This is a genomic window from Lacrimispora xylanolytica (genome assembly GCF_026723765.1).
Taxonomy (GTDB): domain Bacteria; phylum Bacillota; class Clostridia; order Lachnospirales; family Lachnospiraceae; genus Lacrimispora; species Lacrimispora xylanolytica.
Map to the genome: position 1 here is coordinate 3,959,920 of NZ_CP113524.1, position 16,810 is coordinate 3,976,729.

Genomic DNA, 16,810 nt, shown 5'->3' on the forward strand with positions numbered 1-16,810 from the left:
TTCCCGTTCCAGAGTCATGGCCTTATACGGTTTCTGGTTCTGGATATTCTTCGCCGAAGGTTTCTGCTGTCATGGACTTGATCTTCTGCTCGCTCATAGGGCGGTCGTTGTAGTCTGTTTTCACATCAGCAATCTTGTTCACAATATCCATACCCTCAATCACTTTACCAAATCCAGCGTAAGCACCATCTAAATGAGGAGCTGGCTTGTGCATAATAAAGAACTGGGAGCCTGCGGAATCAGGATGCATGGCTCTTGCCATGGAAAGCACGCCTTCTGAATGCTTAAATGCATTGGCAACGCCATTCTGGCTGAATTCACCCTTAATGGAGTAGCCAGGACCGCCGGTTCCTGTTCCCTGAGGACAACCGCCCTGAATCATAAAACCATTGATGACTCTGTGAAAAATAAGGCCGTCATAAAATCCTTTTTTTACCAGACTTAAAAAGTTATTAACTGTGTTAGGTGCGATCTCCGGATAGAGCTCTGCTTTGATTATATCTCCATTTTCCATTGTAATTGTAATCACAGGATTTTTCATATTTTACTTCCTTTCCCGCCCTTAGGCTTACATATGTCTGTATTTTATCAAATCCTTTTGTGTTTGTCCAGTTGTTCATATTTTGTTTAAATTTCATTCAAAAACCTTTTACACAAACAACATGATTTCTTCATGTTTCCTGGATATAATTACAGTGTAAAGAAAATTGCTAAGAAGATTTTTTTCATAATACGGGCTGGTAGCGAGATACCAGCCCTCCTCCCTTTTTTTGAATATATTTTTGCCGAATGCATTGCATGGTCCAGCTTCCTCTGGACCATGCAATGTTTTTTATTGTAATTGTTATGTTCCGCTAAAAGTATATATTATATTCCGCCCAGATTCATAAGGGCAGGAAGGGTGGATGCCTGTTCAAACAGCCCTGCGGTTCCCACCTGAAGATTGTCATAGGTCTTAAAAAAGTATTCGCAGGTAGCGGTATTTATAAAGGCCGTATACTTGGTGTAGTCATAGTGGCCCCGGCTGCTTATGACTGCTCCTTTTGGTATCGTGACACTCTCCATGACGTGAAAGCAGGAAATAACCGCTTCGTTCCGGTTTTCCGGTATGGGAAGGAAGGATTTTAAATAGGCTGTGCGGGCAAACCGGGCTGGAGAGGTATAGCCGCCTGGAAGCACCTGGGTTCCTCCCGCCTGTCCAAAGGGAGTCAGTCGGGTATTTCCCCAATAGGTCTCTTCCATCTGGGCGGGACTTGCCTCCATGTAATTTCTTAAATTCGTCATATGCCAGCTAAAATCCGGGCTGTTTGCCAAAACACCTATGGTATTTCTATAAACCTCTAGCCCATTTGATGTGACTTCAATCACGATGCAGTTTCCGCTTCGGTCTACAGCGATCCAGTGAAGAGGTGCTACTGTCTTTGTTACCGGGTCCACAGCACCAGTAATCCGTACCTGTTTTAACTGCCTTTTCAGCTCTTCCACATTGGCACATTTCCCAAGCGCATAGTGAAGAAAATCAAAGGAAGCCACGGTTTCCTCTCTGCCTGTCTGTAGGACCCCATCGTAATTTGCATAGCCGGCAAAGTAAAGAGCTCCCATGGCAAGCCCCATTTCATTGACACCATCAAAAAATCCCAGCAGACCGTCAAGCTCCTGGCCAATCCCTATGAAGCGGTACCGGTCACGAAACGTTTCTCCTGTCAATATGTTGTTCCATTCATACCCCGATGGAATGATGTATAGATGAGGATCGATGTCGTAAGAGAAATCCATATTTCTTCCAAAGAATGTTTCCCCCTGCTTTGTTTGCAGGCAAAATGCAGTACACACAGAAAACTACCCCCTTTTCCAAAGTTGTTTATGTATTGTTATTTGGGAACCTTGACTTCTTTCATAAGAACAATCAGTGCAATGATATTAGGAAGCGCCATGAGCCCGTTCCAGATATCGGAGAATTCCCATACGGTCTCAAGCTTTGCCAGACAGCCAAGGAATACGGCACCCAGATAGAGAAGGGTATATATTTTGCCTCTTAAGATTCGTTGAAGAATGTAAAGCTTCTTTCTCTTTTTCAGGCTTTCTGCCAGATAACCGGCTGCCTGACGTCCCAGATAGTACCAGGCGATGATGGTTGCAAAGGCAAAGACCAGCATGGCACCGGATACCACATACTGTCCTAATGGTCCAAGTCTTTTTGAAAAGCTGTAGGCAGTGAGGGCAGCTCCGTCATAACCAGACCCAGCCGCATCTCCTTCTGTCATACATAGAATTACAAAGGCAGTCATGGTACAGATTAAAATGGTATCAAAAAACACTTCAAACATGGCCCACATACCCTGCTGCTCCGGTGTCGTATCCTCCGCAGCCCCATGAAGCACTGCCATGCTCCCAAGCCCCGCTTCATTGGAGAAAACGCCTCTGGATATGCCGTATTGCAGGCTTCTGCTGATTCCATAGCCCGCGGTTCCTGAAAAAATTGAGATGGGCTGGAACGCATCTTTAAAAATACACTGAAAAATATATGGAATTTTATCAAAACAGGACATAATAACCACCATGGAAAACAGCATATAGATTCCAGCGGAAATAGGGATAAGACGCTCTGAAACAAATGCAATTCTGCTGATTCCGCCTAAAATGACCAAAAGGACCATTGCTGTTAACAGAACTCCAATGGAGACAGAAGGGATGCCAAAGGAATATTCCATGGTCTCTGCGATGGAATTAGACTGTACCATGCTTCCCATTCCAAGAGATACCATGATACAAAGAAAACTGTAGATCATTCCAAGATAAGGCTTTTTTAAACCACGCTCTAAATAGACCATGGGACCGCAGACCCAGGCACCCTTATGATCCCGGTACCGGTAGCGAATTCCCAGCATGGTCTCCGCATAGCCTGTCATCATACCAATGGCTGCAGATACCCACATCCAGAATATGGCGCCAGGTCCTCCGGCGGTAAGAGCCGTTGCTACTCCAACAATATTGCCCGTACCAATGGTAGCTGCAAGAGCTGTACAGGCAGTCTGGAACTTGGTGACCCCTTTTTTCTCATCCTCTTCCTCTCGTATGCTTCCAATGGTCTGAATCCACCAATAGGGTAGTTTCCTGATTTGGAAAAAACCGGTTTTTATGGTATATGCAATTCCAATTCCAAGAAAAAGAAGAAGAAGCCAGGGCCCCCATACCAGTTCATGTATGCGATGTATCATAGGATCATCTCCTGAATGCTTTCCTTAACACATATTCTTTGAAACTGCATAGTATGAAAATTTCCATTGATTTTCGTACAAAATAAAACAACGTATGGTATAATCAAGGTATGCGTCATTGTACTTAAAAAAAATGCGAGGTGAACAATATGCCCGGTTTTACGACCCATTATCTGCTGGGAGTTAAGGTTTTCAGTGATATGCCAAACAATCCTTTAAAGCGTATCATTTCCAAATACCGCTGGCTTTATCAGCTTGGTCTCCAAGGTCCGGATATGTTTTTTTACAATATTCCTATTCTGCGACACAGGGACTACAGAAACGTCGGCTCCTACATGCACGAAAACCATGTTCATGATTTTTTTGTCACCTGTTTGAGCCACCTCTCTCAGATAGAATCCAGACAGCAAAGAGAACAGGCCATTGCCTATATGAGCGGATTTTTCTGCCATTACATCGGAGACTCTATCTGCCACCCCTACGTCTACGGCAGAATTGAATATGAGGTAAAAAACTCCACCAATTACCATCACGGACTTCATGCCATGCTGGAAAACGATATTGATGCTCTTCTGCTCATGAAATATAAGAAGAAAAAACCCTCCCAGTTCAATCAGGCCGCAACCATCTGCTTAAACGGCCAGGAGATGCAGTTTATTTCTAAATTTTTGTCAGCGTGTATCAATGAAACATATTATCCTTTGAATTACCGGAACAACTTTCAGGTGACTCCCCGCATGGTTTCCAGATCCATACTTGCCATGCGCCTTGGCTGCCGAACACTTGCAGATCCCAGCAGCCGGAAGAAAAACAGCATAGAATTTGTGGAATCCCTATTCTTAAGCAACCCGATTGCGTCGAAAAAGCTGGTGACCGATGCTCCCCCTGACCCTGTAGTCACTTTGAATTTAAATCATGAGACCTGGTGCAATCCATGGAACCGAAGACTGGCTTCCAAGGCTTCCTTCCCCGAATTGTTCCATCAGACCATGATCAAATGCAAGGATGTATTCTACCTTCTTAATGAAGAGCTGAGTTCTCCTGTTCCATTAAAGAATTTAGACCATAACCGGCTTTTAAAAGAGCTTGGGAATTATTCTTATCACAGCGGTCTTGCTGTGGACCAGGAATAGCCGAAATAGAGCCAAATAACTTAAAATGGATTAGAAATTGATTTTTATCAATCTCTAATCCATTTTATTGTCTTATTTATGTAGTTACTTGGATGGTGCAGACTGAGTTGTTTCGTCGGTCTCGTTAGTCTCGTTTCCTTCTTCTGTCTCTTCTGCGTCTGTATCTTCCTCTTCATCAGCGGCCGTTGTTTCCATGATCTGAGCGCCTTCTTTTGGTACGATGGTCTGGTCAGATCCTTTTGGAATCTGCATGTCCACCAGCCAGTACTGCTTTTCCTTCATGGTGTAATCAGGCATAACAATCAGGTTTAAATCATACTCTTTAAAAAATCCGCCGAAAGATTTATCACTTGATCTTTCATAGGAAAAATCCTGGGTTGCCACTTCATCATTTAAAAATTTAACAGCAGCATCGGCAAACTCAACTGCCTGTTCCGGAGTGGTTCCGTGTTTTACCATTAAAGTCATGTCAATGGTCTTTTTCTCTTTGTCCAGGCTGTAATTTACACTGAGGGCCATGGGATACTGCTCATTGTCTACAAATTCTTCATCAATATCGGTGTTAATTTGGGTCCAATCCAGCTCAATGCCTTTTTGTGTTTCAAAAACCGGCTCTGCCGGACCTCCTGATGCAAGAATATTACTTTTTGTACATCCGGTTAGTAACATGGCTGACATTGCACATATCATGATTGCTTTGTTCTTCATCATAATTTCCTCCTTCTTGAACAAATTACATTATAGCGGATACGCTGTTTTTTTTGTAGTAGTTTTGGAAAAAAGTCAGAAAATCTTCACAATTGCATCCAAATTTTACTGGCATGGATTCCTTCATTTTCCTAGAAATCCATGCCAGTCCATATTAATTGCTATTTATTTAAAAAATCTGTATTTCCGTACTGGAATGGGTGGGGTGCCGCATCTCCTCCGGAGGAAGCTTCTTATAATCTCCGTAAATCCAGGTGAGGACTTCATGAAAGCCTTTCGGTGCCATAAGCTTCGTATCCTCAAATTCCAAGTCCACCGTTTCCTCACACCATTCTTTTTGAAGGGTCACATAGAGGTAATCCGGCTGATAATTGCTGTAATAACGAAGTCTGCTGGTTCCCTTCCGGTCCTTGACTGCTGTCATAAGCTGGAGCTTTCTGATTACCTTCATAGGGATCAGTTTACCTATAAGGGCTAAAATTCCAACGCATATCTTGTTGGTCAGGCTGTATTTGGAATAATCCAACCGGTAACGATGGCCCATGGCCAGTCCGTAGATAATCGTATGAAGAAGCAGGGTCCATGTGGACGCAGCCTTTTTCTCCGGCAGCTCGTCAATGATGAACAAATCTACCCAAAGATGATTTAACTTTCCTTCATAATACTCCATCTCTTTGGTGTCCTCATGGGTCTTGCTGTTCTTATAAAGGATTCTTGGGGTGAAGTCGTAAAATGCCTTGCCTCCCCGTAAATCCCCTGGCTCTAAAAGCTCCATATGTTCCGGCAGCTCCCGGCGGACTACCTTTAGGAAAGCCTCGTAATTGGTTCGGGTAAATGCCACATCTGCATCATCATCCCAGGGAATAAAGCCTTTGTGCCTTACTGCCCCCAGTAACGTCCCTGCATCTAAGAGATACTTGATCCGGTATTTCCGGCAGATGCGGTCAATCTCCTTTAATATGGAAAGATTGGCCTGATGGACCTTTGATAAATCGTATTCTTCCATACTACCTCCATGTTTATGCTTACTGCCTTACTGCCTCTTTGATGACCTTTGCCATGTAATCAATCATCTCATCGGTCATACCAGGATATACGCCTACCCAGAAGGTATCAGCCATAATGCGGTCTGTGTTGGTAAGCTCTCCTACGATGCGGAAGCCTTCGTTAGCCTCTCTCATCTGGTCAAAGCATGGGTGTTTTGTCAGGTTTCCTGCAAACAGCATTCTTGTCTGAACTCCTTTAGATTCAATGTACTGAACCACTTGATTTCGGTCTACCCCTTCTTTACAGGTGATTAAAAAGCCGAACCAGCTTGGTTTTGAGTTCGGACAGGCTTCCGGAAGAATGAGCTTATCGGAAACCTCCTTCACGCCTTCATACAGGCGGTCAAAATTATGGCGTCTGCGTTCCACGAAGGATGGGAATTTATCCAGCTGGGCACAGCCGATGGCAGCCTGCATATCCGTGGTCTTTAGGTTATAGCCAAAATGGGAGTATACGTATTTGTGGTCATAGCCCACTGGAAGCTGACCATACTGGCGGTCAAACCGGTGTCCGCATAAATTGTCCGTACCAGACGGGCAGACACAGTCACGTCCCCAGTCGCGGAAGGAACGGATGATCTTGTTTAACAGGGAGTTGCTGGTATAAACAGCTCCGCCCTCTCCCATGGTCATGTGGTGAGGAGGATAAAAGCTGGAGGTTCCGATATCTCCAATGGTTCCGGAAAAACGCTCTTCTCCGTCAATGGTATACTTGGTACCAAGAGCGTCACAGTTGTCCTCCACCAGCCATAAGTTGTATTTATCGCAGAATGCCTTTACCGCGGAAAGATCATATGGATTTCCAAGGGTATGGGCAATCATGACAGCCTTTGTCTTCTCAGAGCGTGCAGCCTCCAGCATGGTAACATCAATGTTATACTGTGGAATGGTCACATCCACAAACACAGGAACTGCTCCGTACTGAATAGCAGGATTTACAGTGGTGGGGAAGCCTGCTGCCACGGTGATGATCTCATCTCCTCGTTTGATCTGGCGCTCCTTTAAGAGAGGTGAGGTCAGGGTCATAAATGCCAGTAGGTTGGCAGAAGAACCGGAATTTACAAGGGAGCAGAAGCGTACCCCTAAGTACTTTGCAAACTTCTTCTCAAATTCATCGGTATAATGGCCTGAGGTAAGCCAGAACTCTAAGGAACTGTTCACCAGGTTTACCATCTCTTTATGGTCATAAACACGGGATGCATAGGAGATTCTGTCTCCCTCTTCAAATGGTTTTTTCTGATTATGAAAGGTATCGCAATATTCTTTTACAAGCTCCAAAATTTCTTCTCTTGCCTGATTTTCTGTTTTGTTTTCAAACATAATGTTTCCTCCTTTTGTTCTTTATGCAAAGAATTCTTCAATCTGGCGGTCCATGACCTCCAGCATGTCGGCTCCATCCAGATATGCCTTAGCCCACTGGACGGTCTTTTCCACCGCTTCTTTTACTCCGTATCTTGGAGTCCAGCCAAAGACGCTTTTGACTCTGGAGCAATCCAGCTTTAAAAAGTTGGCTTCATGAGGGCCGCCCTCAAAACGGTTTATCCAGGAGAGTCCATCTCCCCAAGCCTGACAGAATAAATCGGTCAGATCACCGGTGGTCACACAATCCTTATCATCAGGTCCTACGTTATAGTATCCCTGATATTTGATATCTTCATACTGCCTCATGGCTATGGTCATATAAATGGCTAACGGTTCCAGGACATGCTGATACGGCCTTGTGGAATGAGGATTTCTTAAGATGATTTCCTGCTTTTTAGAGGCCGCCCGGATACAGTCTGGAATGATCCGGTCATTGGCAAAGTCTCCGCCGCCAATGACGTTGCCTGCACGGGACGTGGATATGGCTGTTTGTCCCTGGGCAAAGAAGGACTTTGCATAGCTGTGGGTTACCAGTTCTGAGCAGGACTTACTGTTGGAATAGGGATCGTAGCCGTCTAAGGGGTCATTTTCCCTGTATCCATACTCCCACTCTTTATTTTCATACACCTTATCGGTGGTTATATTCAAAAAGGATTTAACCGAAGGGGTCAGGCGCACACATTCTAATATATGAACCGTACCCATAACATTGGTTTCGTAGGTATAAACTGGCTCTTTGTAGGAATCCCGTACAATGGGCTGGGCAGCCAGATGAAACACGATCTCCGGCTTTGTTTCTTCAAATACCTTCTTAAGATGGTCCAGATCCCGGATATCACCGATGATGGAATTCATCTCATAGGAAAGCCCTGCGATGTCAAAAAGACTGGGATCTGTGGGAGGCTCTAAGGAGTATCCGGTCACCACTGCCCCTGCCTTAAGGAGCATACGGCTGAGCCAGGAGCCTTTAAACCCGGTGTGACCAGTTAAAAGAACCTTTTTCCCACCATAGAATTCAGAGAATTCCTTCCATTTTAAACTTGTCCAATCGTTCATATCAGTTCTCCCATATCTTCCAGGGTGCCTGGCCGGACTGCCATAGGTCTTCCAGCTTCTTCATCTCCCGCTGAGTATCCATGCACTGCCAGAAGCCGGTATGATGAAAGCTCATTAACTGGCCTTCTTTTGCAAGCTTCTGTAATGGCTCCTGCTCTAAGACTGTGGTATCATCTTTCAAATAAGAAAATACTTCTGGATTTAAGACCATAAAGCCTCCGTTGATCAGGCTGGCATCTGTCTCAGCCTTTTCCCGGAAGGAGTGGACCATGTTATCCTCATTAATATCCAGCACGCCTTTTAGCTGTGCAATGTTAACGGTTGTCATGGTAGCTGTCTTTCCATGGCTCTTGTGGAAGTCAAGAAGGGCATTTAAATCCACATCACACACGCCGTCTCCATACGTGAGCATAAAGGGCTCATCGCCGATGTAGGGCTGTATGCGTTTGATTCTTCCTCCTGTCATGGTATTTAAACCGGTATCCACCAGGGTTACCTTCCATGGCTCAGAATAATTATTATGTACCTCCATGCTGTTATTGGCAAGATCAAAGGTCACATCTGAGGTATGAAGGAAATAATCTGCAAAGAATTCTTTTACCACATACTGCTTATATCCAAGGCAGATGACAAAATCATGAAATCCGAACTGGGAATAATACTTCATAATATGCCATAAAATCGGTCTCTCCCCGATCTCGATCATTGGCTTTGGCTTTAAATGGCTCTCCTCGCTGATCCTGGTTCCAAGACCTCCTGCTAATAAAACTACTTTCATGTTCTGATCCTCCTGTCTATTCGTACTCCTTATAGGCCTTCCGGTAAAAATGCATGAGCAATTTTACAACCGGCTCCGGCCATATTTTTCTAAACATCTCTGCTTCTTCCCTGGTACGGCTGTTATCGGCAATGCATGCCTTTGTGGTCGCCTCCTGGTGAACCCGGTAAAACATCAAAGGCCGCTCCACACAGACAAAACGTCCTGGCATTCCTGACAGCTTATATAAGGTATCCCAGTCCAGTGCGAACCGATAGGGAGACGTAAACAACGGCTCTCCCAGTCTTTCCTTATGATAAGCGCATACCGGGCAGCAGATGGAATTTCCAAAGATCAGGGCGCTTCTTTTCACTGCAGGCAAATGACTGAAGACTTTCAGCCGAAGAGGAAGACGGAGGATTCTCTTGATAAATTCTACCGCTTCAAACGTTGCCAGCTTGTTATCCTTAACCACAGCGTAGCCACTGGTAAACAGGGTCATATCCGGGTACTTCTCTGCATATGCGGCCAATGTTTTTACATAGTCCTTGTGGTAACAGTCATCTTGATGGGCAATGGTAACATAACGGGAATCCGCCTTATGATAAGCAAAATTCCAATCATCTCTAATGCTGCTTTCCCCATGGCGGATGAACATGGGTATGCCGTACCTCTCACACAGCTCTTTTAAAAAGGGGCTTGGGGTAGAAGTACAAAGCAAAATATCTGATTTTACTGTCTGGGCCTTTAAGGAACGTATGCAGGCTTCCAGATACGGGGAATCCTTATAGGCGCAGATTGCAAATGAATGTGGTGTCATATTCTACCTCTGATAATGCTTGTCTTAGTATGGGTATGATTATACCATAAAAGATGTAAAACATTCCACCATATTCATTATTTTGAAAGAAATTGCCCCTGCGGGCCAGCTAAAACTATGCCGGTCCGTGGGGGCACCTGTGTTTCCTTCTTCTTTTTTACCGCTCTATATATGCTTCAATCAGCTTTAAAGTCTGTTCCATACCGTCTACATGGGTCCGTTCGGTTCCGTGGGACGCATGGACGCCCTGTCCAATCAAGGCTCCCCGAATGTCGCTGCCCCCCCGGATGGCAGCCCCTACATCAGAGCCGTAATGCGGGAAGATGTCCACTGCAAAATCAATCTTATGCTCTTTGGCCAAAGAAATCAGGCGGCTTGTCATTTCATAATCATAAGGTCCTGAAGAGTCCTGGGCACAGATGGATACTTTATGCTCGCTTCCCGTTAAATCATCTCCCAAAGCACCCATATCCACGGCAATAAATTCTTCAATGTCCTGAGGAATAAAACTTGCCCCAAAGCCAACCTCTTCGTAATTGCTGATAACCAGCTTTAAGGTTCTCTTAGGTAATTTACCTGACTGGGAAATATCTTTTAAGACTCCTAAAAGCACTGCCACAGAAGCCTTGTCATCTAAATGACGTGACTTGATATAGCCGCTCTCCGTATGAACGTACATTGGGTCAAAGCTGATATAATCGCCAGTGGAAATATCAAGCTTTTTCACATCCTCCCCACTGTATACCAGCTCGTCTAAACGCACCTCCATATTTTTCGGCTTCCGCTCCAGAGACTTGGCATTGTCATATGTGTGAAGAGATGGCTCCTTTGTGAGTATGGTTCCTGTGTAAGTCTTTCCAGTTCTTGTATGAATCTTACAGTACATGCCCTCAATGCTTTCCATCATAAATCCGCCTACCAAAACGATGTTAAGTCTTCCTTCCGGTGTAATGGAACGCACCATAGCGCCTAAGGTATCAACATGAGCGGAAAGTCCTAATACTTCCTTTGACTGTCCGGGCACCTCAATAATCAGGCCACCTTTGCGGTTATATGTGGAAGCGTAGCCAAAACTGCGAGCTTCCTCCTCCACAGCTTTCATCACCTCTTTTGTATAGCCGCTGGGGCTTGGAATGTTTACGATTTTTTCCAGGATATTTGTTACGTATGTCATAGTTTCCATTGAATATGGCCTTCTTTCTTTTGATTTATCTTTTATTAATACGGTTCTTTCTGTCTATTTTAGCAGATTTTCTTTCCTATGGCTAGAGAATTGAAGCATCCATGGTTTACAAATCAATCAAAAACTTATTTCTACCTGATGAGAGATACATAACAATCTTTCAAATGAATTCAAATGATTCTTGTTGAAAAAGGTTAGGGATAGACCCTTTTCATCATTATCCCATTCCTTTGAACTCACCACAAAAACACATTTTAAAGAAAAAGGAGATCATAATTATGGCAGATTATAATAATGCAAACTATACATATGCCCAGGTACTTGCAGGCAATGGCTATTACATGAAGGATGATAAGCTTCGTTACAGTGCAGGTGTAAAAACAATGCAGCAGAAATTAAATGCAGCAGGCTACAACTGCGGGACTCCTGACGGAAAATTCGGCAGCGGCACAGATACTGCTGTAAGAAATTTTCAGAGAGCAAAAGGTCTTACAGTGGATGGGAAGGCTGGTAAGGCGACTCTTAAAGCTCTTGATGGAGCCGACTCCGGCGGTGGGACTACCTATTGCAGTAACAGTTATTTAAACACCAAACAAATGACGGTAAACGCTCAATATATCTTAAACTATTTACGGAACAAGGGCTGGACCAAAAATGCCGTCTGCGGAATGCTTGGCAACATGCAGACAGAGAGTACCATCAACCCAGGTATTTGGCAGAGCTTAAAGGAAAACAACACCAGCGGCGGTTTTGGTCTGGTTCAGTGGACACCAGCTACCAAGTACATTGACTGGGCCAAAAGCAATGGATTAACTGTTGCAAATATGGATAGTGAATTAAAGCGTATTCTGTACGAAGTAAGCAACAAAGAACAGTTCCATGCAACTACCAAATACAATATGACGTTCTCACAATTCACCCGTTCCACTGAGAGTGCCTATTACCTGGCTTGTGCCTTTTTACATAACTATGAGCAACCAAAAAATGCCTCCCAGGATGAAACACGTGGAAATCAGGCAACTTATTGGTTTAATACACTATCATAAAAATAGTATAATGCACTCACTATAAAAGAAGGGGGAAACTGTTTCTGCTTAGTTTCCCCCTTCTTTTAACGGTTCTATTATCTATTTTCCCAAAGGTTCTGTTTCAGCAGATAGAACTGCTGTATATCACTGTATTTAAGCTGTGCTTCAAAATGATCACTTCCAGTTGCGTGAACAGCAGGCAAACTAAACACTATACCGTCAGGCTTTAGGAAGAATTTTACATTCCCCTCAATACTAAAGGGGTCTACCGTCTGATATTCCGGTGATTGAAGCTTCAGCATTTCTGGAAAACTGGCTTTATCATAGGAAGTAACAGGGTTCTCAGGGAACATGGCTTTCTCAAAAAATACTGCCTGGAAATCAGCATTGGTTGTATACAAATCTTTAAGATTCAGCTCTTTCATGGAATGCAGATCTACATTCATTGTAATTAAATTGTTGGTGCTATATGCTGCATCGTCAATGGAGCTTGGACCCCAAAATATAATACTTACCACCTTATTATTGTTAAGTGTCACATCGGCTTGATAATCAATGTTTAATCTGGCATCACTTGAAAAGAGAGATGTATCTATCTGAGCCAGGCTCTGTACTTTATCATAGACCATGGCGTTTAAGGCATCATTATTCTTGAATTGAGGATATTGAATTTCTACAGAACTATTCTTATTTGGCGCTTCTGTATAAACAAGCATTGTAATGCTATCATCTTTTACCTTTGTTTCCTCCGTATTACTGATAGACAATGTCTCTTTTGTACTAATTTCTGTTTCTAATTCCTGTTTTTTCTCCTGCTTCTGTTCCTGCGTTTGTTCCTGCGTTTGTTCTACGGTTACCGTATATGATTCACCATCTGCTTTTTTCCCACAGCCCCCAATAAGGATACAGGAAAAAAATACGAAGCCTAGTAAACCCATTTTCTTTTTCATTGAAGTACCTCCACTTAATTTAATCCATATTATGTATGATCTCTCTATCATAATAATTACTTTTATATCTTATCATATGATGTAATAAATACGGTATTACTTGTAAGTTTTCCCTTCCTGAATCGACTTTATTTTACATGGTGTGAAACCCAACTGGCAGAGTTTTTTACATAAAAAATGCGCTTTGAACAGGCTGTAACAGCCGGTCAAAACGCATTTTGAATTTACTTATAAAATTATACTTCGAAAATAAGATCGCCGTAGCTTGGTAATGGCCATATCTCTTTATCTACAATCATCTCAAGCTTATCAGCAGGTGCACGAAGAGCTGCCATAGCAGGAACTACCTCATCGTGGTATGCAGCTGCCTGCTCTTTGTTCTCTTTGATCGCTGAGCACTTATCTGTTATCTCTACCAGTGCGGATAAGGCTACCTTCATATCAGAAAGGTACGCGCTCACTTCGATGAGAAGCTCTTCCTGTACGCTGGTATCTGCATCAGGACATGCTGTCTTGATCTTTCCTAAGGAATCTGCCAGTATGGAAGTGTATTTTACAACGGCAGGAATGAGCTGCTTTCCAGCCATATCAATCATAGTTCTGGCTTCGATGTTGATCGCCTTGGTATAAGCTTCATATTCAATCTCAACGCGAGATTCCAACTCAGCCTTTGTAAATACCTTAAATTCCTCAAACATCTTAACAGCAGCGTCTGTAGCAAGAGCTGGAATTGCATCGATCATGGACTTTAAGTTTGGAAGTCCTCTCTTCTCAGCTTCTTCTACCCATGCATCTGCATAACCGTTTCCATTGAAGATAATTCTTCTGTGAGCGGCTAACTGCTTCTTGATTAAGTCATGAACTGCGGTATCGAAGTCTTCTGCCTTCTCAAGAATGTCTGCTGCTTCTTTGAATGCCTCTGCGGTAATGGTATTTAACACTACGTTTGGAGAGGAAATGGAATCGGAGGAACCAACCATACGGAACTCAAACTTGTTGCCTGTAAATGCAAATGGTGAAGTTCTGTTACGGTCTGTTGCATCCTTAAATAAATCTGGTAAGGTTCTAACACCTGTCTTTAAGGTGCCGCCTGCCTTGGAGCGGGTTGCCTCTCCAGTGCTGCAAAGCTGGTCAACTACGTCTTCTAACTGCTCGCCGATGAATACGGAGATGATAGCTGGAGGTGCCTCATTGGCTCCCAGTCTGTGATCATTTCCAACGTCTGCTGCAGACTCACGAAGGAGGTCAGCGTGTTTGTCAACTGCCTTTAAGATACAGGATAATACCAGTAAGAACTGAATGTTCTCATGTGGTGTCTCGCCTGGATTTAATAGGTTGATGCCATCATCTGAGGTTAAGGACCAGTTGTTGTGCTTACCGGAACCATTCACGCCTGCAAATGGCTTCTCATGAAGGAGACAATTAAGTCCGTGGCGTCCTGCTACCTTCTTTAAGGTTTCCATAACCAGCTGGTTATGATCTACGGCAACGTTTGCCTGCTCAAAGATTGGTGCCAGCTCGTGCTGTGCAGGAGCTACCTCATTATGCTGTGTCTTTGCCGGTACGCCTAACTTCCAAAGCTCTTCATTTACTTCCTTCATGTAAGCAGCAACTCGTTCCCGAATAGCTCCAAAGTAATGATCTTCCAGCTCCTGGCCTTTTGGAGGCATAGCGCCGAATAAAGTACGGCCAGCATAAATTAAATCTTTTCTCTGTAAATATTTATCGTGATCCACCAGGAAATACTCCTGCTCCGGTCCTACGGAAGGGGTAACTCTCTTGGCTGTGGTATTTCCAAATAATCTTAAGATTCTTAAAGCCTGCTCATCAACAGCCTCCATGGATCTTAAAAGAGGAGTTTTTTTATCAAGTGCTTCTCCTGTATAGGAACAGAAAGCAGTCGGTATGCAAAGGGTAACACCAATTGCATCTTCTCTTAAGAATGCAGGTGAAGTACAATCCCAAGCAGTATAGCCTCTGGCCTCGAAGGTTGCTCTAAGTCCTCCAGATGGGAATGAGGATGCATCCGGCTCTCCTTTTACCAGTTCTTTTCCGGAGAATTCCATGATGACCTTTCCTTCGGAAGTCGGTGCAGAGATAAAGGAATCATGCTTTTCTGCGGTAATACCGGTAAGCGGCTGGAACCAATGGGTGTAGTGAGTGGCACCTCTCTCAATTGCCCAGTCCTTCATTGCATGTGCAACTACATCAGCAATGGAAGGATCTAACTCTGCGCCATCCTCAATCGTTTTCTTTAACTTCTTGAAAACGGACTTTGGTAAACGCTCTCTCATAACGGTTTCGTTAAATACATTCTTGCCAAACTTTTCGGCTACGTTTACAACTTCACTCATAAATTCTCCATCCTCTCATATGAATTACCACTTAATAAAATTAAGTCAGTTCGCCCTTTTTAAGTCTCCTCAATAACTGAATATGCATAAAAAACAGAAAAGGCGCCCTCCCTTTGCAAGGAGAACGCCATCGTTCTTAATTAAAATAAATCATTTTCCTAAAAAAATCAAGTACTTTTTCAAATATTTTTGAATTAAAAACAATTATGCTTTTCCAACAGAACCAAATAATTCCATCTTCTCTTTTACAGTTCCCTTAATTGCTTCTACACCTGGTGCAAGAAGTTTTCTTGGGTCAAAGCCCTTGCCTTCTAAATCCTTGCCTGCTTCGATGTACTTACGGGTTGCCTCAGCAAAGGTAAGCTGACACTCTGTATTAACGTTGATTTTAGCAACGCCAAGGCTGATGGCTTTCTTGATCTGATCTTCCGGAATGCCTGTACCACCGTGAAGAACTAAAGGCATATCGCCAACTTTGTCTTTAATTGCTGCTAAAGTATCAAAGCTTAAACCAGCCCAGTTTTCCGGATATTTTCCGTGAATATTGCCGATACCTGCTGCCAGCATGGTCACGCCTAAATCAGCTACCTGCTTACACTCGTCTGGATCTGCACACTCACCCATACCAACAACGCCGTCTTCTTCTCCGCCGATAGAACCAACCTCAGCCTCGATAGACATTCCCTTTTCTGCACAAACCTTTACAAGCTCTGTTGTCTTTTCAACATTCTCAGCAATCGGGTAATGGGAACCATCGAACATGATGGAAGAAAATCCTGCTTCGATACATTTATAACAGCCTTCATAGGAGCCGTGATCTAAATGAAGTGCTACTGGAACTGTAATCTTCATCTCTTCAATCATCGCTTTTACCATAGAAGCAACTGTTTTATAGCCAGTCATATATTTTCCAGCACCCTCGGAAACACCGAGAATAACTGGGGATTTTAACTCCTCTGCCGTCTGCAGAACTGCTTTTGTCCACTCAAGGTTGTTGATGTTGAACTGTCCGACTGCATACTTTCCGTCTCTTGCCTTTTCAAGCATCTCTTTCGCTGAAACTAACATATCTCGAACCTCCATCTATTTTTAGTTTTTATTTATTCATTATATACCATTTTGTCCTATTTGGAAAGTTTAATTTCAAAAAGATTGTTTTTTTTATAACAAAGTTACATTTTGCTTTCATACGGTC

15 protein-coding genes are annotated in these 16,810 nt (G+C 43.5%); 2 read left to right on the forward strand and 13 right to left on the reverse strand.

Features of this window, described 5'->3' with window-relative positions; all coding sequences use genetic code 11:
* Nucleotides 1-22: 22 nt before the first annotated feature.
* The 3 genes from OW255_RS18400 to OW255_RS18410 all read right to left on the reverse strand — a co-directional run bounded on the left by OW255_RS18400 (nucleotide 23) and on the right by OW255_RS18410 (nucleotide 3,218).
* On the reverse strand, nucleotides 23-541 hold the full coding sequence (locus OW255_RS18400) for a peptidylprolyl isomerase (RefSeq protein WP_024834826.1): 519 nt from the start codon (nucleotides 539-541) through the stop codon (nucleotides 23-25).
* A gap of 326 nt (nucleotides 542-867) precedes the next feature.
* Complete coding sequence (locus OW255_RS18405; RefSeq protein ID WP_024834825.1) at nucleotides 868-1,833, reverse strand: linear amide C-N hydrolase; 966 nt, start codon at nucleotides 1,831-1,833, stop codon at nucleotides 868-870.
* 38 nt (nucleotides 1,834-1,871) lie between these two features.
* The gene (locus OW255_RS18410) at nucleotides 1,872-3,218 is read right to left on the reverse strand and encodes an alanine/glycine:cation symporter family protein (RefSeq protein ID WP_035317482.1); all 1,347 of its coding nucleotides are present in this window, start codon (nucleotides 3,216-3,218) and stop codon (nucleotides 1,872-1,874) included.
* Nucleotides 3,219-3,367: 149 nt separating this feature from the next.
* On the opposite strand from OW255_RS18410, the gene OW255_RS18415 reads away from it, so the two are divergent.
* The gene (locus tag OW255_RS18415) at nucleotides 3,368-4,351 is read left to right on the forward strand and encodes a zinc dependent phospholipase C family protein (protein WP_268114916.1); all 984 of its coding nucleotides are present in this window, start codon (nucleotides 3,368-3,370) and stop codon (nucleotides 4,349-4,351) included.
* 84 nt (nucleotides 4,352-4,435) lie between these two features.
* On the opposite strand, the gene OW255_RS18420 is transcribed toward OW255_RS18415, so the two are convergent.
* The 7 genes from OW255_RS18420 to OW255_RS18450 form a co-directional block, all read right to left on the reverse strand.
* The gene (locus tag OW255_RS18420) at nucleotides 4,436-5,062 is read right to left on the reverse strand and encodes a hypothetical protein (protein WP_051464575.1); all 627 of its coding nucleotides are present in this window, start codon (nucleotides 5,060-5,062) and stop codon (nucleotides 4,436-4,438) included.
* A gap of 166 nt (nucleotides 5,063-5,228) precedes the next feature.
* On the reverse strand, nucleotides 5,229-6,065 hold the full coding sequence (locus tag OW255_RS18425) for a LicD family protein (protein ID WP_024834823.1): 837 nt from the start codon (nucleotides 6,063-6,065) through the stop codon (nucleotides 5,229-5,231).
* Nucleotides 6,066-6,084: 19 nt separating this feature from the next.
* A complete protein-coding gene (rfbH, locus tag OW255_RS18430) occupies nucleotides 6,085-7,428 on the reverse strand; it encodes a lipopolysaccharide biosynthesis protein RfbH (RefSeq protein WP_024834822.1) in 1,344 nt (447 codons plus the stop codon).
* Nucleotides 7,429-7,446: 18 nt separating this feature from the next.
* Nucleotides 7,447-8,523, reverse strand: coding sequence for a CDP-glucose 4,6-dehydratase (gene rfbG / locus OW255_RS18435; RefSeq protein WP_024834821.1), 1,077 nt, complete (start codon nucleotides 8,521-8,523; stop codon nucleotides 7,447-7,449).
* A gap of 1 nt (nucleotide 8,524) precedes the next feature.
* Nucleotides 8,525-9,301, reverse strand: a complete 777-nt coding sequence (gene rfbF, locus OW255_RS18440; protein WP_024834820.1) for a glucose-1-phosphate cytidylyltransferase — start codon at nucleotides 9,299-9,301, stop codon at nucleotides 8,525-8,527.
* 16 nt (nucleotides 9,302-9,317) lie between these two features.
* Nucleotides 9,318-10,100, reverse strand: a complete 783-nt coding sequence (locus OW255_RS18445; protein ID WP_268114917.1) for a glycosyltransferase family 2 protein — start codon at nucleotides 10,098-10,100, stop codon at nucleotides 9,318-9,320.
* A gap of 157 nt (nucleotides 10,101-10,257) precedes the next feature.
* Nucleotides 10,258-11,283, reverse strand: coding sequence for a M42 family metallopeptidase (locus tag OW255_RS18450; protein ID WP_024834818.1), 1,026 nt, complete (start codon nucleotides 11,281-11,283; stop codon nucleotides 10,258-10,260).
* 278 nt (nucleotides 11,284-11,561) lie between these two features.
* On the opposite strand from OW255_RS18450, the gene OW255_RS18455 reads away from it, so the two are divergent.
* The gene (locus OW255_RS18455; RefSeq protein ID WP_051464574.1) at nucleotides 11,562-12,329 is read left to right on the forward strand and encodes a phage tail tip lysozyme; all 768 of its coding nucleotides are present in this window, start codon (nucleotides 11,562-11,564) and stop codon (nucleotides 12,327-12,329) included.
* Between the two features lie 77 nt (nucleotides 12,330-12,406).
* Here OW255_RS18455 and OW255_RS18460 read toward each other — a convergent pair whose 3' ends face one another.
* From OW255_RS18460 to fba, 3 genes are all read right to left on the reverse strand, one after another.
* A complete protein-coding gene (locus OW255_RS18460; protein WP_268114918.1) occupies nucleotides 12,407-13,261 on the reverse strand; it encodes a hypothetical protein in 855 nt (284 codons plus the stop codon).
* A 236-nt stretch (nucleotides 13,262-13,497) separates the two neighbouring features.
* Nucleotides 13,498-15,615 (reverse strand): glutamine synthetase III family protein, encoded by a 2,118-nt coding sequence (locus OW255_RS18465; RefSeq protein ID WP_024834816.1) that lies wholly within the window; start codon nucleotides 15,613-15,615, stop codon nucleotides 13,498-13,500.
* A 204-nt stretch (nucleotides 15,616-15,819) separates the two neighbouring features.
* Nucleotides 15,820-16,683 carry a class II fructose-1,6-bisphosphate aldolase gene (fba, locus tag OW255_RS18470; RefSeq protein WP_024834815.1) on the reverse strand — a complete coding sequence of 288 codons (864 nt, stop codon included), beginning with the start codon at nucleotides 16,681-16,683 and terminating at the stop codon, nucleotides 15,820-15,822.
* Nucleotides 16,684-16,810: the final 127 nt, after the last annotated feature.